General features: G+C 71.5%; 19 protein-coding genes and 1 pseudogene. 3 read left to right on the top strand and 17 right to left on the bottom strand.

The window, feature by feature from the left end; genetic code table 11:
• Both B7X32_RS07965 and B7X32_RS07960 read right to left on the bottom strand, forming a co-directional pair.
• Nucleotides 1-213, bottom strand: a pseudogene (locus B7X32_RS07965) (aspartate aminotransferase family protein); the annotation flags it as partial.
• Between the two features lie 19 nt (nt 214-232).
• On the bottom strand, nt 233-1,750 hold the full coding sequence (locus tag B7X32_RS07960; RefSeq protein WP_292718334.1) for a CoA-acylating methylmalonate-semialdehyde dehydrogenase: 1,518 nt from the start codon (nt 1,748-1,750) through the stop codon (nt 233-235).
• Between the two features lie 111 nt (nt 1,751-1,861).
• Between B7X32_RS07960 and B7X32_RS07955 the strand changes: the two genes are divergently transcribed.
• Nucleotides 1,862-3,526, top strand: a complete 1,665-nt coding sequence (locus tag B7X32_RS07955; RefSeq protein ID WP_292718332.1) for a PucR family transcriptional regulator — start codon at nt 1,862-1,864, stop codon at nt 3,524-3,526.
• A gap of 18 nt (nt 3,527-3,544) precedes the next feature.
• Here the strand turns inward: B7X32_RS07955 and B7X32_RS07950 are convergent, their stop codons facing one another.
• The 4 genes from B7X32_RS07950 to B7X32_RS07935 all read right to left on the bottom strand — a co-directional run bounded on the left by B7X32_RS07950 (nt 3,545) and on the right by B7X32_RS07935 (nt 6,409).
• Nucleotides 3,545-3,970 (bottom strand): VOC family protein, encoded by a 426-nt coding sequence (locus B7X32_RS07950; protein ID WP_292718330.1) that lies wholly within the window; start codon nt 3,968-3,970, stop codon nt 3,545-3,547.
• A gap of 131 nt (nt 3,971-4,101) precedes the next feature.
• Nucleotides 4,102-4,446: a cupin domain-containing protein gene (locus B7X32_RS07945; RefSeq protein ID WP_292718328.1), complete on the bottom strand. Its 345-nt coding sequence runs from the start codon at nt 4,444-4,446 to the stop codon at nt 4,102-4,104.
• A complete protein-coding gene (locus tag B7X32_RS07940; RefSeq protein WP_292718326.1) occupies nt 4,443-5,837 on the bottom strand; it encodes an FAD-dependent oxidoreductase in 1,395 nt (464 codons plus the stop codon). The genes B7X32_RS07945 and B7X32_RS07940 overlap by 4 nt, the downstream gene beginning before the upstream one ends.
• Nucleotides 5,838-5,941: 104 nt before the next feature.
• Entirely contained in the window at nt 5,942-6,409 is a 468-nt protein-coding gene (locus tag B7X32_RS07935; RefSeq protein ID WP_045271571.1) for an Lrp/AsnC family transcriptional regulator, read from the bottom strand.
• Nucleotides 6,410-6,509: 100 nt separating this feature from the next.
• Here B7X32_RS07935 and B7X32_RS07930 point away from each other — a divergent pair, with 100 nt between their 5' ends.
• Nucleotides 6,510-7,958, top strand: coding sequence for an aminobutyraldehyde dehydrogenase (locus B7X32_RS07930; RefSeq protein ID WP_292718321.1), 1,449 nt, complete (start codon nt 6,510-6,512; stop codon nt 7,956-7,958).
• A gap of 157 nt (nt 7,959-8,115) precedes the next feature.
• Complete coding sequence (locus B7X32_RS07925) at nt 8,116-8,937, top strand: alpha/beta hydrolase (protein ID WP_292718319.1); 822 nt, start codon at nt 8,116-8,118, stop codon at nt 8,935-8,937.
• A gap of 101 nt (nt 8,938-9,038) precedes the next feature.
• Here B7X32_RS07925 and B7X32_RS07920 read toward each other — a convergent pair whose 3' ends face one another.
• From B7X32_RS07920 to B7X32_RS21065, 11 genes are all read right to left on the bottom strand, one after another.
• Nucleotides 9,039-9,740 carry a type 1 glutamine amidotransferase domain-containing protein gene (locus B7X32_RS07920; RefSeq protein ID WP_292718317.1) on the bottom strand — a complete coding sequence of 234 codons (702 nt, stop codon included), beginning with the start codon at nt 9,738-9,740 and terminating at the stop codon, nt 9,039-9,041.
• A 102-nt stretch (nt 9,741-9,842) separates the two neighbouring features.
• Nucleotides 9,843-10,712 carry a LysR family transcriptional regulator gene (locus tag B7X32_RS07915; RefSeq protein WP_292718316.1) on the bottom strand — a complete coding sequence of 290 codons (870 nt, stop codon included), beginning with the start codon at nt 10,710-10,712 and terminating at the stop codon, nt 9,843-9,845.
• Nucleotides 10,713-10,818: 106 nt separating this feature from the next.
• A complete protein-coding gene (locus tag B7X32_RS07910; RefSeq protein WP_292718314.1) occupies nt 10,819-11,736 on the bottom strand; it encodes an ABC transporter substrate-binding protein in 918 nt (305 codons plus the stop codon).
• Between the two features lie 34 nt (nt 11,737-11,770).
• Nucleotides 11,771-12,499 carry an ABC transporter permease subunit gene (locus B7X32_RS07905; protein ID WP_292718312.1) on the bottom strand — a complete coding sequence of 243 codons (729 nt, stop codon included), beginning with the start codon at nt 12,497-12,499 and terminating at the stop codon, nt 11,771-11,773.
• Nucleotides 12,496-13,182, bottom strand: a complete 687-nt coding sequence (locus B7X32_RS07900; protein WP_292718310.1) for an ABC transporter permease subunit — start codon at nt 13,180-13,182, stop codon at nt 12,496-12,498. The genes B7X32_RS07905 and B7X32_RS07900 overlap by 4 nt, the downstream gene beginning before the upstream one ends.
• A gap of 1 nt (nt 13,183) precedes the next feature.
• On the bottom strand, nt 13,184-14,050 hold the full coding sequence (locus tag B7X32_RS07895) for an ATP-binding cassette domain-containing protein (RefSeq protein WP_292718308.1): 867 nt from the start codon (nt 14,048-14,050) through the stop codon (nt 13,184-13,186).
• A gap of 14 nt (nt 14,051-14,064) precedes the next feature.
• Nucleotides 14,065-14,397, bottom strand: coding sequence for a DUF427 domain-containing protein (locus B7X32_RS07890; protein WP_292718306.1), 333 nt, complete (start codon nt 14,395-14,397; stop codon nt 14,065-14,067).
• A gap of 252 nt (nt 14,398-14,649) precedes the next feature.
• Entirely contained in the window at nt 14,650-16,068 is a 1,419-nt protein-coding gene (locus tag B7X32_RS07885) for an NAD(P)/FAD-dependent oxidoreductase (RefSeq protein ID WP_292718304.1), read from the bottom strand.
• A 103-nt stretch (nt 16,069-16,171) separates the two neighbouring features.
• Nucleotides 16,172-16,786 (bottom strand): hypothetical protein, encoded by a 615-nt coding sequence (locus B7X32_RS07880; RefSeq protein ID WP_292718302.1) that lies wholly within the window; start codon nt 16,784-16,786, stop codon nt 16,172-16,174.
• Between the two features lie 46 nt (nt 16,787-16,832).
• Nucleotides 16,833-18,125: a hypothetical protein gene (locus tag B7X32_RS07875; protein ID WP_292718300.1), complete on the bottom strand. Its 1,293-nt coding sequence runs from the start codon at nt 18,123-18,125 to the stop codon at nt 16,833-16,835.
• A gap of 120 nt (nt 18,126-18,245) precedes the next feature.
• Complete coding sequence (locus tag B7X32_RS21065) at nt 18,246-18,353, bottom strand: hypothetical protein (RefSeq protein WP_366246967.1); 108 nt, start codon at nt 18,351-18,353, stop codon at nt 18,246-18,248.
• Nucleotides 18,354-18,361 lie beyond the last annotated feature (8 nt).

Here is an 18,361-nt window from a genome sequence, read left to right as displayed (position 1 = left end):
GAAGTCGAGGTAGGCGTTGCCCTGGTAGTCCCAGAACGTGGATCCCTCGCCCGCGGCGACGGGGACGGGGTCGATGAGGGCCTGCGCGCTCCAGGAGTGGAACACGTGCGCGCGGTCGTCCGCGCGCACCTGCGCCTCGGCCTCGGCGGCGGGCAGCGCGTGCACGGCGCCGTGCCGGTCGGTGAGGCGAGCGGTGTCGGTGAGGGTGCTCATGAGCTCGGATCCTTTCGCGTCAGTGGTTGCTCGGGAAGCCCAGGTCGACCTGCGCCGGGGTGTTGTCGGGCCAGCGCGTGGTCACGACCTTGGAGCGCGTGTAGAAGTGGACCGACTCGGGGCCGTAGATGTGCGAGTCGCCGAACAGCGACGACTTCCAGCCGCCGAACGAGAACGCCCCGACAGGGACGGGGATCGGCACGTTGACGCCGACCATGCCGACCTCGATGTCGAACTCGAACTGGCGGGCGGTGCCGCCGTCGCGGGTGAAGATCGCGACGCCGTTGCCGAACTGGTGCGCGTTGATGAGCTCGACGGCCTCCGTGTAGCTGTCGACGCGGACGACGCCGAGCACCGGACCGAAGATCTCGTCCTCGTAGAGCTTCATGCCGGGCTTCACGCCGTCGATGAGGCTGATGCCGGTGAAGAAGCCGTTCTCGTCGAGGCGCTCGCCCGCGGCGATGCGCTTCGTGCCGTCGATGAGCACCGTGGCGCCCTCGGCCTCGGCACCCGTCACGTACGACTCGACGCGGTCGCGGTGCTCGCGCGTGATGAGCGGGCCCATCTCGCTCGCGGCGTCGGTGCCGTCGCCGATGCGCAGGTCCCGCACCTTCTCGGTGATCGACGCGATCAGCGGATCCGCGACCTCGCCCACGGCCACCAGCACCGAGACGGCCATGCAGCGCTCGCCGGCCGAGCCATAGGCGGCGGAGACCGCGGCGGCCGCGGCGCCGTCGATGTCGGCGTCCGGCATGACGACCATGTGGTTCTTCGCGCCGCCGAGGGCCTGCACGCGCTTGCCGTTAGCCGAGGCGCGCTCGTAGATCGACTTCGCGATCGGGGTGGATCCGACGAAGCTGACCGCCTTGACGTCCGGCGAGTCGAGCAGGGTGTCGACCGCGACCTTGTCGCCGTTGACGACGTTGAGCACGCCGTCGGGGAGGCCGGCCTCCTGGAAGGCCTTCGCGAGCCAGATCGCCGCGGACGGGTCCTTCTCGCTCGGCTTCAGCACGACCGTGTTGCCGCACGCGATCGCCGAGGCGACCATCCACAGCGGCACCATGACCGGGAAGTTGAAGGGCGTGATGCAGGCGACGACGCCGACCGGCTGCTTGACCGAGTGCACGTCGACGCCGCGCGCGACCTGCTCGGCGCGCTCGCCCTTGAGCAGGTGCACGAGGCCGGCGGCGAACTCGACGTTCTCGATGCCGCGGGAGACCTCGCCGGCCGCGTCGGAGAGCACCTTGCCGTGCTCGCTCGTCACGATCGCGGCCAGCTCGGGCGTCCGCTCGGCGAGGATCTGACGGAGGCGGAAGAACACGTCGGCGCGCTTGATGAGGCTCGTCGCGCGCCAGGCCGGCTGCGCGGCCTTGGCCGCGGCGATCGCCTGCTCGACCTCGGCGGCGCTCGCGAAGGCGACGGTGCGGTGGGCCTCGCCGGTCGCGGGGTTGTACACCGGGCCGGTGCGCTCGGTCTCGCCGGACTGTGCCGTGGGCTCGGTCAGGGCGCCGTCGATGAAGTGGCGGATCACGGTCACGTGATGCTCCTCTGGTCGGGATCTCGATGATTCAGGACGCGGATCCGGACACTCTGATCGGATGCGTCCGCGGGCTTGCTCTCCCATGTTGGCAAAGGGGAGGATGATTCCATGGCCGCAGATCGTCTGGACTTCACCACCGATCGGACAGATCGTCCGGACGCATCCTCCCCGGGTCGCGGAGCGGAGCAGACCAAGGGCGATCCCGGGCTCCCGACCGTCGCCGACGCGCTCGAGGTCGCCTCGCTGCAGGCGGGCATCCCCGAGGTGCTGGCCGGATCCGTCGACGTGCCGGTGCGGTGGGTGCACGTGTCGGACAGCGAGCGGGTGGCCGCCCTGCTCGACGGCGGGGAGCTGCTGCTCACGACGGGCGCCGGCTGGCCCGGTGCCGCCGACGCCCTCGCCCGGCTCGTCGACGAGCTGGCCGATGCGGGCCTCGCCGGCGTCGTGCTGGAGCTCGGCACGCGCTTCGCCGTGGTGCCCCCGCCGCTCGTCGCCGCCTGCCGCGCGCGGGACCTCGCGCTCGTGACCCTCGACCGCGAGGTGAAGTTCGTCGCGGTCACCGAGGAGGTGCACCGCCGCATCATCGCGGGCCAGGTCGAGGCGCTGCAGGAGCGGCAGCGGCTGCACGAGCTGTTCACCGGGCTGAGCCTGCGCGGCGCGCCGGTCGAGGTGGTCGTCCGCGAGACCGCGCGGGCGCTGCGGGCGCCGGTCGTGCTGGAGGATCTCGCGCACGAGGTCGTCGTCGCCGATCCCTTCGACCTCGCCGAGGCCGAGGTGCTCGACGGCTGGGCGGGACGGTCGCGCCGGCTGCCGCCGGAATGGACGCGCGTGCCGGTCGCCGCCCGCGGCACGCAGTGGGGCGAGCTGATCGCGTTGCCGGGACCGCCTCACCCCGCGGGGCCGGCGACGGTGCTGGAGCAGGCCGCCACGGCGCTCGCCCTGTCGCGGCTCGCGGACGGCGAGGGCGCCTGGGCGCGGTTGCGGGCGGAGGGACTGATCGGCGCGCTGCTCGGCGAGCGGTACGTGACGGTCGCCGACGTCGAGGCACGGCTGGAGTCGTCGGGGTTCCCTGTGCGCGGGCGCGCGCTGTACGTGGTCGTGTCACCGACGACGACGGTGCCGCTCGGTGCAGGGCGCGACGATCCGCACACGTCGCGACGATCCGCACAGGATCCGGGCGAGAACCTGCGCGAATCGTCGCACGCTGTGCCGATCGTCGCAGCCCCGCGGGGGCAGGCGGGCCCGAAAACGCGGGCCGACGTCCGCACCCTGTCGGCCGAGGTCGGATCCGAGCGGATCCTGCTCGTGTCCCTGCCGACCGGGACGACGCTGCCGGATCCGCTCGTCGCGGAGTGGGATTCGGGCGCCATCAGCGATCCCGCCGCGACGACGGCGGAGCTGCTCGCCGCGATCCCCGTCGTGCGGCGCCTCGCCCGCCAGGCGTCGCCCGGCTCGGTGCTGCGCGTGGCCGACCGCCCCCTCGCGCGCCTCGCCGCCGAGCTCAGCGGCGACCACCGGCTCCAGGAGCACAGCGCGCGGCTGCTCGCCCCGCTCATCCGCCACGACGACGCGACGGACGGCGATCTGCTCCGCGTGCTGCGCGCCGTGGTCGCGCACCCGGGGAACCGCACCGCGGCGGCGAGCGCCTCGCACCTGTCCCGCTCGGTCTTCTACCAGCGGCTCGGCCTCATCGCGGATCTGCTCCGCGCCGACCTCGACGACGGCGAGACGCTGTCGGCGCTGCACCTGGCGCTGCTCGCGCACGGACGGTGAAGCGCCGCCGCCCTCGACTCACCCGGCCGCGTCGGCCGCTCCCATCACGCGCTCCCTCATCTCGGGCGACGGTTCGCCGATCGCGATGATGTTGTCCTCGGTGTCGCTGAACCACGCGCCGCGCAGGCTGCCGAGCTGCGCGATCCCATCCACGGTCTTGAGCCCGGGGAAGTCGTACTCGTGGAACTCGACCCCGCGCGAGCGCAGCTCCGCCACGTCGCGGTCGAGGTCCTCCGTCACGAGGTTGAGAGCGGTGTTCTTCGCCGTGCCCGCGAAGTCGGTGCGGTACACCAGCACGACGGTGCCGCCGACGTCGTAGAACAGGTTCTCCGATTCGGCGTCCGTGAAGATCGGATCGCGGTCGAGCACGTCCCGCCACCAGCGCTTGGCGCGATCGAGGTCCGTCACAGGAAGGACGGCCGTCGCCATGAGTTTCTCGAACATGATGAGCCCCAGCCCAGGGGGTTGTCATCCCCGCGTCGGTAGCACAACGCCGCGCCACCTGGGCGCGCGGATGAGGTCCCCGCGCTGAGTCTATTACCGCGCCGTCGCCGCGAGAAGGCCCCCGGCAGGACTCAGGCGATGTAGACCTTGCGCAGGGTCTCGGTCACGGTCCAGGTGGTCCGCATGCCCTCGGCGAGGCGCACGACGGACCCGGGGCCGACCTCGAGATCCGGCAGCGACGGATCCTCGAACGCCACGACCGCGCGCCCGGAGAGCACGATGAAGAGCTCGTCGACCTCGGTGTCCCGCGCGGTGCCCCGCGTCATCTCCCAGATGCCGATCTCGCGATCGCCGGTGTCGTCGAGCACGGCGATCGCGGTGGTCGGAGCGCCGGACACGACCTCGTCCGCGGGCAGCGGCTCGTGCGCGAGGACGAGGTCGGTCACCGCGGTGCCGGCGGCGGGCAGGGCGGTCACGAGTCGAACCCCATCCCGACGGCGTCGAGCGTCTTCAGGAACAGGTTGCGCCGGCCCTGGTTGTGGTCGGCCTGGTTCATCGCCGCGCGCACGAGGTTGACCCCGATCGAGGCCGCCGGCTCGGGCGGGAACGGGATGGGCTTCGTGCGCACCATCTCCAGCTGGGTGCGCTCCGTCGTGAGGCCCGCGAGCTCGTCGAGCATCACGTCGGCGGCGAACCTGGTCGCCCCCACGCCGAGGCCGGTGAAGCCGGTCGCGTACGCGACGCGGCCGCCGCGGGCCGTGCCGAAGAAGGCGCAGAACCGGCTGCACGAGTCGATCGCGCCGGCCCAGCGGTGCGTGAAGCGCAGCCCCTCGAGCTGCGGGAAGGTGGTGAAGAAGTGCGAGGCGAGCCGCCGGAAGCTCTCCGGCCGCTCCTCGTACTCCTCGCGCACCTTGCCGCCGAAGTGGTAGACCGCGTCGTAGCCGCCGAACAGGATCCGGTTGTCGGCGCTCAGCCGGTAGTAGTGGAACTGGTTCGCGCTGTCGGCGAGGCCCTGGCGGTTCTTCCAGCCGATCGCGTCGTACTGCTCGGCCGTGAGCGGCTCGGTCATGAGCGCGTAGTCGTAGACGGGCACGGTCATGAGCCGGTTGCGCTTGAGCAGCGAGGGGAACACGTTCGTGGCGAGCGCGACCTGGCCGGCCACGACGGAGCCGCCCTCGGCCGTGAGGGTCTGCACGCCCTTGCCGCTCAGGCTCGTGACACGGGTGCGCTCGAAGATCCGCACGCCGAGCTCGGTGGCGACCCTGGCGAGCTCGAACACGAGCTTGGCCGGGTGCACCATCGCGCATCCGGTGCGGTCCCAGGATCCGGCGAGGTAGGTGGGCGAGGCGACCTCGGCCTGCACGGCGGCCTCGTCGAGGAAGTCGTCACCTTCCATCCATTCGATCTGATGCGGCTCGACGGCCACGGCCATCTGGCCCGTGCGCTCCCAGTCCACGTCCATGCCGTAGCGCTCGACCGTGTCCTGGATGCCGTCGAGGTTCTCCAGCCCGAGGCGCTCCAGCTGCTCCATCTCGTCGGGCCAGCGGTTCCGGCCGTTCTCCTCGCCGTGCGTGAGGCTCGCCTCGCAGAACCCGCCGTTGCGGCCGGACGCCGCCCAGCCCACCCGGTTGGCCTCGAGCAGCACGACGGTGCGCTGCGGATCGCGCTCCTTGGCGCGGATCGCGGTCCACAGCCCCGCGTATCCGCCGCCGACGATGGCGAGGTCGGCGCGCACCTCACCCGACAGCGTCGGGAAGGCGGGGCGCTCGACGTCGTCGAGCCAGAACGCGGCGTGCGCGGTGTTCTCGAGAGAGCGCTCGATGACCGAGGCGCTCGGCTGCCGTCGTTCGAAGACGGTCGTTCCCATGATGATTCCTTGTCCGGGAGGGTGGGTGGAAGGTCCTTCGGGGCGCGACGCAGCGCCCCGGTGCCGCAGTGCGGCCGGGTCGGGAGAGCGGAAGGCTCAGCGGATCAGCGCGTGCCCCAGTTGTAGAGGTCCTTGTGGAGCCCCGCGTAGAGGAAGCACTCGGTGTGCGAGACGCCCTCGATGGTGCGGATCCTGGTCGCGATCAGCTCGAGCAGATCCTCGTCGCTCTCGCAGATGGCCTCGGCGAGGATGTCGAAGGATCCGAGCGTCACGTTGACATATGCGATCTCGGGAATATTCGCGATCGCCTCCGCGGCGACACGCGGATCCCCGTCGACGCGGATGCCCAGCATCGCCATGCGGGAGAATCCGAGTTGGCGGGGATCGGTCACCGCGACGATCTGCACCACACCACTGTCGGTGAGCCGCTGCACGCGCTGACGCACCGCGGCCTCGCTGAGTCCCACGGCGCGGCCGATCTCGGCGTAGGGTCGACGGCCGTCCTCCTGCAGGAGTTCGATGATCCGCTTCGAGACGTCGTCCAGCACCGGCACCTTCGGCTTGTCGCTCATGTGTCGATTTTGACATTCCCGACCGCACTCTGCAACTGATTTCGCAGAATCTGATCCAGATTTCTTCCGATTTCGTCGGTTCTCGCCTATTCTTTTCACCATGCAGAGCACCCTGACCGACACAGCACTGTTGCAGAACTTCATCGGCGGACGGTCCGTCGCCGCCCATGGCGAGGGCCGCATGGACCTCATCGATCCCGTCACGGAGCACGTGTACGGCCAGGCGCCGATCTCGGACCAGAGCGACGTCGATGCCGCCTACGCCGCCGCGGCCGCCGCGTTCCCGCTCTGGCGCGACACGACTCCCGCCGCGCGTCAGCTCGCGCTGTTCCGGATCGCCGACGCGATGGCGGCGCGCGCGGAGGAGTTCGCCGATCTCGAGTCGCAGGACACCGGCAAGCCGCGTGCGAACCTCGTGGCCGACGAGATCGACCAGTCGGTCGACCAGCTGCGCTTCTTCGCCGGCGCCGCACGCAGCCTCGAGGGCCGCGCCGCCGCGGAGTACATGGCAGGGCACACCTCGTACGTGCGGCGTGAGCCGATCGGCGTGATCGGCCAGGTCACGCCGTGGAACTACCCGCTGAACATGGCCGTGTGGAAGATCGCGCCCGCCCTGGCCGCCGGCAACACCGTGGTGCTGAAGCCGGCGGAGGCCACCCCGCTCACGACGCTGCTCCTCGCGGAGATCGTCGCGGAGCACACGCCCGCGGGGACGCTGAACGTCGTGCTCGGAGACCGCAGCACCGGCGCGGCTCTCGTCGCGCACAAGACGCCGCAGATGGTGGCGATCACCGGATCCGTCCGCGCCGGCATGGCCGTCGCCGAGTCGGCCGCGGCCGACGTGAAGCGCGTGCACCTCGAGCTCGGCGGCAAGGCCCCCGCGATCGTGTTCCCCGACGCATCGATCGAGAAGGCCGCGGAGGGCATCGTGACCGGCGCGTTCTTCAACGCCGGGCAGGACTGCACCGCCGCGACCCGCGTGATCGTGCACGCCTCGGTGCACGACGCTCTCGTGAAGGCCCTCGTCGAGCGCGTGCGCACGCACGCCCGCACCGGCGCACCGCACGAGGAGGGCGTGTTCTTCGGACCGCTCTCGAGCGCCGCCCAGCTGGCCCAGGTGCAGGGCTTCGTGGACCGCCTCCCCGCGCACGCGAAGATCGAGACCGGCGGCAAGCGGCAGGGCGACGCCGGCTACTTCTTCGAGCCGACGATCGTCTCCGGCATGCGCCAGGACGACGAGGCCGTGCAGAGCGAGATCTTCGGACCGGTGCTGACCGTGCAGTCCTTCGAGGACGACGACGAGGCCCTCGGCTATGCGAACGACGTGCCCTACGCGCTGGCCGCATCGGTGTGGACGAAGGACCACACCCGTTCGCTGCGCTTCTCCCGGGATCTGGACTTCGGCTGCGTCTGGATCAACACGCACATCCCGTTCGTGTCTGACATGCCGCACGGCGGATTCAAGCACTCGGGATACGGCAAGGACCTCTCGCAGTACGGCTTCGACGATTACACGCGCATCAAGCACGTGATGAGCGCGCTCGACTGACCGGGGCGGGGGTGATACTCTCGCCTACGCCGTGCCGGCACGAGAAGAGGAGGTGATACCCATGAACGATTCGACGTGGGTGCTCCTCCTCGGGGACACGGTCGGGCGATAGGTCGTCCGGGAGCGCCGTACAAGCGCACTCCCGAAAGGCACGACCATGAACATCACCCCTGAACTGATCTTCACCGCGGAAAAGCAGATCGCTTCTGCGCCGCCGGTATCTGCACAGTCTGCTTCGGCAGCCCCCGCTCCTGCACCGCACCGCGACGACATCGTCGAGCGCGAGTTCACGCTGGGCGGCATCGACGGCATCCTCTGGACGCCGGGATCCGCCTCCGCCGACCATCCCGTCCCGCTGATCCTGCTCGGGCATCCGAGCGGGCCGGGCCTCGCCCGGATGCGTCCGCGCCTGGAGGGGCGCGCCCGCGCCGCCGCCGAGCTCGGCGCCGCCTCCGTGGCGATCGAGATGCCCGGCAACGGCGCACGACCTCCGCTTCCGGAGCTGGAGAGCGCCCGCGCCGAGCTGATGCGGGCGCTCGACGCCGGCGCGCGTCCCGGCGAGGACGTGATCGACCGCCTGGTGCTCCCGCTCGTCGACAGGACGGTGCCCGAGTGGCAGGCGGTGCTCGATGCGATGCTCGCCCTCCCCGAGATCGGCGGCCCCGTCGCCTACTCGGGCGGCGTGCTCGCGATCGGCATCCGGCTCGCCCTGGTCGAGCCGCGGATCGTCGCCGCCGGCCTGTTCGCCGGCAGTTACGTGCCGCTGAGCATCCTGGACGAGGCACGGCGGGTCACCATCCCGCTGCATGTGCTGCTGCAGTGGGACGACGAGGGCAACGACCGGCAGCGGTCGCTCGACGTGTTCGACGCGTTCGGATCCGCCGAGAAGACACTGCAGGCCAACCTCGGCGGGCACACCGGCGTTCCGGCGCACGCCGGGGAGGACGCCGGGCGGTTCTTCGCGCGGCACCTCGGGTAGCCCCCGCGCTTCCGGGTTCGTTGACCGAGCACGGCCGAAGGCCGAGCGGGACGAAACGCGGTGCTCTCGCCGGAACACCGCGTTTCGTCTCTGCGCGGGGCTCAGGCGCCGAGCGCCTCGATCAGCACCCGGGCCACGGCGTCGCTCGACTGCGGGTTCTGCCCGGAGATGAGGTTGCCGTCGCGGACGACGTGGGAGCTCCACGGCGCGGCGTCTTCCACGACGGCGCCGCGCTCGCGCAGCGTCGCCGCGACGAGCCACGGAGTGTTCTCGCCGAGGCCGCCGCTCGCCTCCTCCTCGTCGCTGAACGCCGTGAGCGTGCGGCCGGCGAAGGCGAATCCGCCCTCGGCCGTCGTCGCGCTGAGCAGTCCGGCCGGCCCGTGGCAGAACGGGGCGATCAGGCGCGCATCCGCATCCGCCTCGACGAGGATCCGGCCCAGGTCCTCGTCGAAGGCGAGGTCGGCCATCGGGCCGTGCCCGCCCGGCAGCACGACAGCGGCGAAGTCCGCCGCGGAGAGGTCGCCCAAGGTGGCGGGGTGGTCGAGCTCGGCGCGGATCGCGTCGAGGTAGGCGCGGAACTCCTCGGCGCGCGCCGCGTCGCCGACGACCGCGGCGTCCAGGGATCCCGGATCGACCGGAGGGATGCGTCCGCCGGGAGTCGCGATCACGACCTCGTGGCCGGCGGCGGTGAGCTCGCGGTGGGCGACGACGAGCTCTTCGGCCCAGAAGCCCGTGGGGTGCGCCGATCCGTCAGCGAGAGTGAGGGAATCGGCCGCGGTGACGACCATGAGGATCTTCGACATGTGGGGTCCTTTCGACACCTCCATGTTCCTCGGCGCCTCCGCCCCGTCGGCGTCGAGGAATCGAACGCTCCCATCGGGAATCCGAGGGCGCGCTCAGGAGGATCACGCGATGAACCGCCGCAGGGTGTCGACGACCGCGGAGACCGCCGGGAACCGCTCCGCATCCCCGCTGCGCGTGGCGAGGTAGAGGGTGTTCAACGGGGCGACCTCTGGCTCGTCGAGAGCGATCAGACCACCGGATCGCAGGTCTTCGGCGACCATGTAGGCGGGCAGCACCGACATCCCGACGCCCCCGAGCACGGCCTCCCGTATTCCGCGGAGGTCGGGGATCACCGCCGCGACCCTCAGCGCGGAGGGCGCGCGGTCGAAGATGCTGCGCCAGTACCGGCGCACGATGGGGAGGTTCTCCGCATAGGCGACGACGGGGACGGTCTCCGGGTCGCGGCCCGCCCAGGTCGGCGCCGCGACGAGCACGAACTCCTCGTCGTAGAACGGCACGGCGGTGAGGCCCTCGCGCTGCGGGGGCACGGCGCTCACCACCACGTCGAGCGCACCGCCGGCGAGCGCGTCGAGCAGTTCCTGGGCGAGGCCGAAGGTGAGCCGGACCGGCGCGTTCGCCGCCGCGATCAGCTCGGCGATCCGCGGGACGACCATCAGCGACAGGATCTCCGCGGGGCCGCCCACGTGCACCGCGCGCTCCGCGTCGCCACCGAGACCCGGCGGGGACACGGCGTCCTCGATGGCATCGAGGTGCGCCGCCACCCGACGCGCCAGTTCGAGCCCTTTCGCCGTCGTCGTCACTCCGGCGCGCCCGCGCTCGAACACCGGGAAGCCCACGACCGCCTCGACCGCCTGCACGTGCGCGGAGACCGTCGCCTGCGAGAGCCCGAGAAGCTGCGCCGCCCGGGTGAGCGACCCGGTCCGATGGACCGTGACGAAGGTACGCAGGTGGTCGAGACTGGGAGCGCTCACGTCCGTCACTGTACGAGGCGCGGAGCGCGGGAGCGCCGCCGGCGCCGCGAACGAGAGGACGGCCCCGGGATCGGATCCCGGGGCCGTCCTGTTCGGAGACCTGGGGTCAGCTCAGGCCCTGCGCGGTGAGCCACGCCTTCGCGATGTCGCCCGGCTGCTTCTTGTCGGCCGTGCTCTGAACGTTGAGCTTGACCAGCTCCTCCGTGGTGAGCTTGGCGCTGACGGCGTTGATGGCCTTCGACACCTTGTCGGCGACCTTCGTGCTCACGATCGGCACGACGTTCGACGGAAGGATGAGGTTCTTCGGGTCCTTCAGCGCGACGAGGTCGCCGCTCGCGAACGCCGGGTCGGCCGAGTAGATGTCGGCGACCTGCACGGTCCCCGCCTTCAGCGCCTCGAGCGTGGTCTGACCGGTGGCCGAGAACGCCAGGTCGACCCCGTACAGGCTCTTCGCGGCGGCGGGACCGTAGGGGCGCTTCTCGAACTCGGGCGCGCCGCCGATCGTGACGGGCGCGGGAACCTTCGAGAGATCGGCGATCGAGGAGAGACCGTACTTGTCGGCGTTCGCCTTGGTGACGGTGTACGTGTCCTGGTCGGCGGCCTTCGCGTAGTCGAGCACGGAGAGACCCGACGGCAGCGCCTTCTTGAGCGCGGCGTAGACGTCGTCGGGGCTGTTCGTGTCGGCCTTGCCGCCCAGGTACTCCAGCAGGTTGCCGGTGTACTCGGGGAACAGGTTGATCGCGCCCGACTTCACGTCCGGCATGTAGGCGTCGCGCTGGCCGATGTTGAACTTCCGATCGACCTTCACGCCGTCCTTCTCGAGGGCCTGCGCATAGATCTCGGCGATGATCTCGTTCGAGTAGTAGGCCTGGGATCCGATCACGACCGTGTCGGAGGAGCCTGATCCGCTGGATGCGGTGGGCTTGTCGAGCGGGTTGCTGGAGCTGCACGCGCTGAGCGCGAGCGCCGTGGCGACCACGGCCACGGCCGTGGTCGCGATGCGGGTGATGCGGGCGGTGAACATGGAGTGCCTCTCTTCGGTGGGGAGTCGGTGCAGGTCAGGTGCGGGCCGCGCGCAGCGCGGCCCTGGCGTGGGGTTCGTCTTCGGAGCGGCCTCCGGCCGCGCGGACGCCGGACGGGACCGCGGCGCGCTGCGCGATCGCGAACAGGAGGTCGGCGATCAGGGCGAGCGCGGCGACGAGCAGCGCCCCCGCCAGCACCTGGTCGAAGCGGCCGAGGGGGATGCCCTGGATGATCGGGTAGCCGAGGCCGCCGAGGTTCACCCAGGCCGCGATCGTCACGGTCGCGATCACCTGCAGCGTCGCCGCGCGCAGGCCGCCGACGAGCAGGGGCAGACCGAGCGGGAACTCGACCTTCCAGAACACCTGCCACGGTGTCATCCCCATCGCCTTCGCCGCGTCGATCACCCGGGGCTCGATCGCCTCGATCCCGGTGTATGCGCCGGCGAGCAGCGACGGGATCGCGAGCAGCACGAGCGTCACCAGTGCGGCCGTCGGCACCTGCAGCACGCCGAACAGCAGCACCAGCAGGATCAGCAGGCCGAAGGAGGGGATCGCGCGCGCGGCGCCCGAGATCGCGACGGCGATCTCGCGTCCGCGACCCGTGTGCCCGATCAGCCAGCCGGCCGGCACGGCGATCAGGCTCGCGACGAGCACGGAGACGACGGTGTAGAGCAGGTGCTGGCCGAGCAGCACGGGCAGCGCATAGGAGCCGGTCCACTGCTCGGGGTCGAGCAGCCACCGGATCGCATCGGCGAAGAGGTTCATGAGGCGCCTCCCGTCACGACGGCGGGACGGGCGCTGCGTGTGCGCTGCCGGCTGCGGCGCTGCCACGGCATCACCAGACGGCCGAGCACGACGAGCAGGGCGTCGACCAAGAGCGCGAGCAGGATCACGGCGATGACTCCGGCGAACACCTCCTCGATGAGGCGGCGGTCGAGCCCGTTCGTGAACAGGTAGCCGAGGTTCTGCACGCCCACCAGGATGCCGACCGTGGCGAGGGCGATCGTGGAGACGGCGGCGACGCGCACTCCCGCGAGGATCACCGGGCCCGCGAGCGGCAGATCGACGGTCCAGAAGCGGCGGCCGGATCCGTAGCCCATCGCGATCGCGGCGCGGCGCACATCGGCATCGACCGAGTCGAGGCCGTCGGCGACCGCACGGACGAGGATCGCCACGTTGTAGATGGTCAGCGCCACAACGAGGTTCGGGGCCTCGGTCGCCTGGTAGCCCAGCAGCGCCGGCAGCAGGATCAGCAGCGCGAGAGAGGGGATCGTGTAGAGCAGACCGGTGAGCACGATCACCGGACCGCGCACCAGGCGGTACCGCCAGGCGATCCACCCCAGCGGCACGGAGACGACGACCCCGAGCACGAGAGCGATCAGGCTCTGCTGCAGATGCACGGCGGCCAGGCTCACGATGAGCCCGAGGTTGTCGATGATCCAGGTCATGTCAGCCGACCTCGTCCGCCGTCCGCGGCGGATGCGCATCGAGGAGATCGGCGGGCGACTGCACGAGCGTGCCCTGGGCGCGCCCGTCGGCATCGACGACCACCGTGCCGTGCGGGGTCTCGCGCAGGTGCAGCGCACGGCGGCCGCGGTCGGCGCCGATGAACGCGGCGACGAAATCGTCGGCGGGCGCGGCGAGGATCTCGTCGGGAGTGCCCTGCTGCACGATGCGGGCGCTCTTGCCGAGGATCACGATGCGGTCCCCGAGGAGGAGCGCCTCGTCGATGTCGTGCGTGACGAACACCACGGTCTTGCCGAGCTCGCGCTGCAGGCGCAGCAGCTCCTGCTGCAGCTCGGTGCGCACGATCGGGTCGACGGCGCCGAACGGCTCGTCCATCAGCAGGATGTTCGGATCCGCGGCGAGCCCGCGGGCCACGCCCACCCGCTGCTGCTGTCCGCCGGAGAGCTGGCTCGGGTACCGGTCGGCGAGGGCCTGGTCCAGCCCGACCGTGTCGAGCAGCTCACGCGCGCGCACGTGCGCCTCGCGCCGGGAGACGCCGTTCAGGCGCAGCACCGTGGCCACGTTGTCGATCACGCTGAAGTGCGGGAGCAGTCCGGAGTTCTGCATCACGTAGCCGATGCGGCGGCGCAGGGCGACGGGGTCGCCGTCGAGCACGCTCTCCCCATCGATCTCGACCACGCCCGAGCTGGGCTCGACCATCCGGTTGATCATGCGCAGCAGGGTGGTCTTGCCGGATCCGGAAGAGCCGACCAGCACGGTCGTCTGCCGGGCGGGGATCACCAGGCTGAAGTCGTCGACGGCGCGGGTGCCGTCCGGGAACGTCTTGGTGACGGAGCGGAATTCGATCATCGGTCATCCGCCCCTCAGGGGAGCGCCCCCTCCTGCGGGACGACGCCCGCGCGGATCTCGACCTTGCGGTCGAACGCGACGTAGCCGGAGAAGTCCACCCCGACGCGCTCGATGGCCGACGGATAGGGCTCCGGGTAGGCCCACGCCAGATCCTTGTGGACCTGCTCGTCCACCCGGAGCGAGTAGTACTGGCACTCGCCCTTCCACGGGCACGTGTACGGTGTGGGGCTCTCCTGCAGCACGCCTTCGGTGACGGCTGTCGGCGGGAAGTATCGGTTGCCCTCGATCACGACCACGGCGGAGTCATCCGCATTCGCGACGACTCGCCCTTCGAATACTGCTTGCATGCTCGTCCCTCCTCGGGAATCGATGCGACACGTGCTTCTCGGCGTGCGGCGCCGGGGTGCCCTTCCGACAGTAGGCCACGCCTCCGACATCCATGAAGCACCCCCACGACATCGGGAAACAGACCGACATCCGCCGGGATTCCCACACCGGTCGAACCCGACCTCGTTTCGAAGCGCGCAATCGGCGGGATCCGGGGCCGAAATGGAGCCATCTGCGCGCTTCGAAACCAGGCGAGTCGAAGCCAGGGGGAGTCAGGCCGACTGGCGGCCGTAGGCCTCCAGGAGCCGCAGCCAGACCTCGCTCATGGTCGGGTAGGACGGCACCGCGTGCCAGAGCCGGGCGATGGGGACCTCGCCGGCGACCGCGATCGCCGCCGCGTGGATGAGCTCGGCGACGTCGGATCCGACCATGGTCACCCCGAGCAGCACCTGCCGGTCCTCGTCGACGACCATGTGGGCGCGTCCCGTGTAGCCGTCGGCGTGCAGCGAGGCACCGGCCACCGAGGAGAACTCGACCTCCACCTCCCTGATGCGATGCCCTGCCTCGCGCGCGGCCGCCGCGGTGACGCCCACGGCCGCGACCTCGGGCTCGGAGAAGACGACCTGCGGCACGGCGGCGTGATCGGCCGTCGCGACGTGCCGGCCCCAGCGTTCGTCGTCGACGGGCTCGCCCTTCGCGCGGGCGGCGATCACGTCGCCCGCGGCGCGGGCCTGGTACTTGCCCTGGTGCGTGAGCAGCACCCGGCCGTTCACGTCGCCCACCGCGTAGAGCCAGTCCGCGCCGGGCACCCGCAGGGTGTCGTCGGTGCGGATCGAGCGGCCGGCCGGAAGCCCCACGGTCTCCAGGCCGATGTCGCCGCTGCGGGGGGTGCGCCCGGTCGCTACGAGGATCTCGGCGGCGCGCACGTCCCCGCCGTCCGTCGTCACGGTCACCCCGTCGGCATCGCGAGAGACGCTCTTCGTCGCGACGCCCGTGCGCACGTCGACGCCGAGCGCACGCAGGCCCTCGGCGACGAGCTCGCCCGCGAACGGCTCGACGGATCCGAGCAGCCCGCTGCGGGCGAGGACCGTGACCTCCGCACCGAGCGCGGCGTACGCGGTCGCCATCTCGACCGCGACCACGCCGCCGCCGATGACGACGAGGGAGTCCGGGATCTCCTCGGCGCTCGTGGCCTCGCGGCTCGTCCACGGGTTCGCCTCGTGCAGACCGGGGACCGGGGGGATCGCGGCGTCGGATCCGGTGCTGACCGCGACCGCGTGCCGCGCGGTGAGGGTGCGCACGCTGCCGTCGGGCGCGGTGACGGCCACCTTCCGCTCGCCACTCAGGCGCCCGTGCCCCCGCACGAGGTCGATTCCGGCGGAGTCGAGCCAGGCCACCTGTCCGTCGTCCTTCCAGTGGCTCGTGAAGGAATCACGTCGGTCGAGCACCGCGCGCACGTCCAGATCGCCCGTGATCGCCTCGGCCGCGCCGCCCACGTGCCGCGCCGCACGCAGGGCCTGCGGCGAGCGCAGTAGCGCCTTCGACGGCATGCACGCCCAGTACGAGCACTCGCCGCCGACGAGCTCGCTCTCCACGATCACCGCGGTGAGCCCCGACTGCACCGCGCGGTCGGCCACGTTCTCTCCCACGGGGCCGCCGCCCAGCACGATCAGGTCGTATTCGTCGGTCATGCGCTCCGCCTCTCGATCACGGGTGGTCGCGGGGCACAGCGCCCCCCGACCTCGTCCACCCTTCCAGAACAGCAGGGATCCGGCGCGGATTCCTACGGAATCGTCAGAGGGGATCCGCGGCGGGCGAGACGACCGAGGGATCGCGGACCTCGATCACCAGCGGCGCATCGGCGCCCGCCTCCCTGATGCGCCAGATCCGCGCGCGTGCGCCGACCCCCGGCACCTGCGTCTGCAGGAGCATCGGCGACCGCGCCGTCGCTCGCTCCCATGCCGCGAGGAGCGGCCCCTCGGCGGTGTCCACCACGAGCTCGAAGCGGTCGACGCCGCCGTCCTCGATCGTCGACACCGTCCGAGCCCGGACCGTGCCGTCGAGCCGATCGATGCGGCCGGCCGCCCCGCGCCAGCGCGCATGGGCGCGGACGCGCTCCGCACTGTACGCCAATGAGCCGACGTGGACGACCCAGAGCACGACGACGAGGGCCGCGATGAGCACGGTGAAGAGGAGGGAGAACCAGAGCCCAGGGGTCGGCGTGGTCCAGAGCAGGACGATCGCCCCCGCGCCCGCCACGGTGGCGAGCAGGAGCAGCACGACGAAGACCGCCCTCGCGCCGGGGCGCATCGCACCCCGCAGCGGCAGCTCCGCCGGCGGAACCGGATCCGGCCACCGCTCGACGAGCACCACGACCTGACCGATGGACGCCGAGGGCGGAGGGGTCATGGCGGGAGTCTAGGGTGCGGAATCGAACGCTCGGGGTTCCGCCCCCTCAGCGGCACGCCATCGACTGCTGCACGACCGAGTCCGGCGGCGGGCCGTACGCCTCCGTGCCGTTGCCGGGATCCGTGAATCCCATGCCGATGGCCCAGGCGGTCGCCCATGCCTCGGCCGAGGCCGAGTCGGTGTTGTCGACCATCGACCGGCACTTCGTCGCGATCGCATGGCCGGCCTCGTGCGCCACCAGCGCCCTGCTGGAATCGCCCGGCCATTCCTCCGCGACGGAGTTGGACAGCAGGATCGTCGCGTACTGACCCGACTCGATCGGCGTGCGCGTCTCTCCGGACAGGTAGCCGTTGTCCCCGCCGAGGTCGTTCACCCGGTCCGCCCATTGGAAGTCCAGCAGCACTCCGGGGACGAGGGATCGCGCGAAGTCCTCGATCTGCTGCCGCGCACCCTGCAGCGGACCGGCCTCGGCCGCCAGCGTCGCGGTGTGCCCGTCGCGCACCTCCTGCACGGTCGCGGCGTAGTGGCGGAAGCCCTGCGCCGCCGGCTCGTCGAAGGAGGTGGTGGCGACGAGCTGTGCGGACAGCTCGCGCAGCGTCAGGACGCCCTCGTTCGGCGAGGGCACGTTCTCGCTCTCGATCTGCGCCGCGAGTCCGCCCGCGGCCTTGACCACCGCGAGGCCCTTCTCATCGATCGCGCCGGTCGCGGATCCGAGCTCCTCGGACGAGCGGCCGAGCGCCGAGGCGAGGGAGCTCACCGCGTGCGCGTCGGCGTCGAGCCGTGCGGTGCGGGAGTACAGCTCCCAGAACCAGGACGGCTTCGCGCCGGGCTCGGAGACCGGCGTCGCGGTCAGCGACATGGCCGCGGCGGACGCCTTCTGCGCGCGGTCCCGCGCGGTGGTGAGGCCGGCCCGATCCGCATCCGTGACGAGGGCGGGGTCCGTCACGCCCAGCAGCACCTCGGCCGCGCGCGCGGACTCGTCGTCCACCGCGCGGACGCGCTCGTTGCGGGACGCCTCGTCGCTCTGCTTCGTCAGCGCCGCCGTGAGCTGCGTGTGCGCCTGGTCGTAGCCGAGGTTCGCCGTGAGCTGCAGCACCGCGCCGAGTCCGGCGAGCAGCAGCACTCCGGCGATCGACAGCGACCACGCCAGCACGGCACGGCGCCGACGACGGGGAGCCGGTGCCGGTCCGTGCGGGGCGGCACCGTGCGAGGCCAGGTCGAGCGCGGTCGCGTTCGCCGCGCCGGCGGATCCGCCCGCGGCGGTGAAGTCATGCCCGCCGTCCGGCGCGACGTCGACGTCGCCGGTGCCCGGCACCGGAGTCGGCTGTTCCTCGGTCACGTCGGCCCCCCTGACCTCGCGTCGCTGCGCTGCGGAACCCGTCCGGCACCGCTGCGTCTCAGGATAGGGCCTGGTGGGTGCAGGGCCGTGTGCCCATCGGGATCCGCGGCCCCGCAGCGGTCACAGCCGCGGATCGATCGGGTCGGACTCCAGCGCGAGCACCCCGAACACCGCCTGATGCACGCGCCAGAGCGGTTCGCCCGTGGTGAACCGATGCAGGGCCTCGATGCCGAGAG

The sequence above is a fragment of the Microbacterium sp. 13-71-7 genome (assembly GCF_002257455.1).
In the GTDB taxonomy this organism is placed as follows: domain Bacteria; phylum Actinomycetota; class Actinomycetes; order Actinomycetales; family Microbacteriaceae; genus Microbacterium.
The sequence above is the reverse complement of the archived record's forward strand: the minus strand, read 5'-3'. Positions and strand labels throughout refer to the sequence as shown.

What these genes read in the sequence shown, in the direction of transcription:
- B7X32_RS07955 (WP_292718332.1), top strand. Translation starts at nt 1,862, where the DNA reads ATGGCCGCAGATCGTCTGGACTTCACCACCGATCGGACAGATCGTCCG.
- B7X32_RS07950 (WP_292718330.1), bottom strand. Translation starts at nt 3,970, where the DNA reads ATGTTCGAGAAACTCATGGCGACGGCCGTCCTTCCTGTGACGGACCTC.
- B7X32_RS07940 (WP_292718326.1), bottom strand. Translation starts at nt 5,837, where the DNA reads ATGGGAACGACCGTCTTCGAACGACGGCAGCCGAGCGCCTCGGTCATC.
- B7X32_RS07935 (WP_045271571.1), bottom strand. Translation starts at nt 6,409, where the DNA reads ATGAGCGACAAGCCGAAGGTGCCGGTGCTGGACGACGTCTCGAAGCGG.
- B7X32_RS07930 (WP_292718321.1), top strand. Translation starts at nt 6,510, where the DNA reads ATGCAGAGCACCCTGACCGACACAGCACTGTTGCAGAACTTCATCGGC.
- B7X32_RS07925 (WP_292718319.1), top strand. Translation starts at nt 8,116, where the DNA reads ATGAACATCACCCCTGAACTGATCTTCACCGCGGAAAAGCAGATCGCT.
- B7X32_RS07920 (WP_292718317.1), bottom strand. Translation starts at nt 9,740, where the DNA reads ATGTCGAAGATCCTCATGGTCGTCACCGCGGCCGATTCCCTCACTCTC.
- B7X32_RS07910 (WP_292718314.1), bottom strand. Translation starts at nt 11,736, where the DNA reads ATGTTCACCGCCCGCATCACCCGCATCGCGACCACGGCCGTGGCCGTG.
- B7X32_RS07905 (WP_292718312.1), bottom strand. Translation starts at nt 12,499, where the DNA reads ATGAACCTCTTCGCCGATGCGATCCGGTGGCTGCTCGACCCCGAGCAG.
- B7X32_RS07900 (WP_292718310.1), bottom strand. Translation starts at nt 13,182, where the DNA reads ATGACCTGGATCATCGACAACCTCGGGCTCATCGTGAGCCTGGCCGCC.
- B7X32_RS07895 (WP_292718308.1), bottom strand. Translation starts at nt 14,050, where the DNA reads ATGATCGAATTCCGCTCCGTCACCAAGACGTTCCCGGACGGCACCCGC.
- B7X32_RS07890 (WP_292718306.1), bottom strand. Translation starts at nt 14,397, where the DNA reads ATGCAAGCAGTATTCGAAGGGCGAGTCGTCGCGAATGCGGATGACTCC.
- B7X32_RS07885 (WP_292718304.1), bottom strand. Translation starts at nt 16,068, where the DNA reads ATGACCGACGAATACGACCTGATCGTGCTGGGCGGCGGCCCCGTGGGA.
- B7X32_RS07880 (WP_292718302.1), bottom strand. Translation starts at nt 16,786, where the DNA reads ATGACCCCTCCGCCCTCGGCGTCCATCGGTCAGGTCGTGGTGCTCGTC.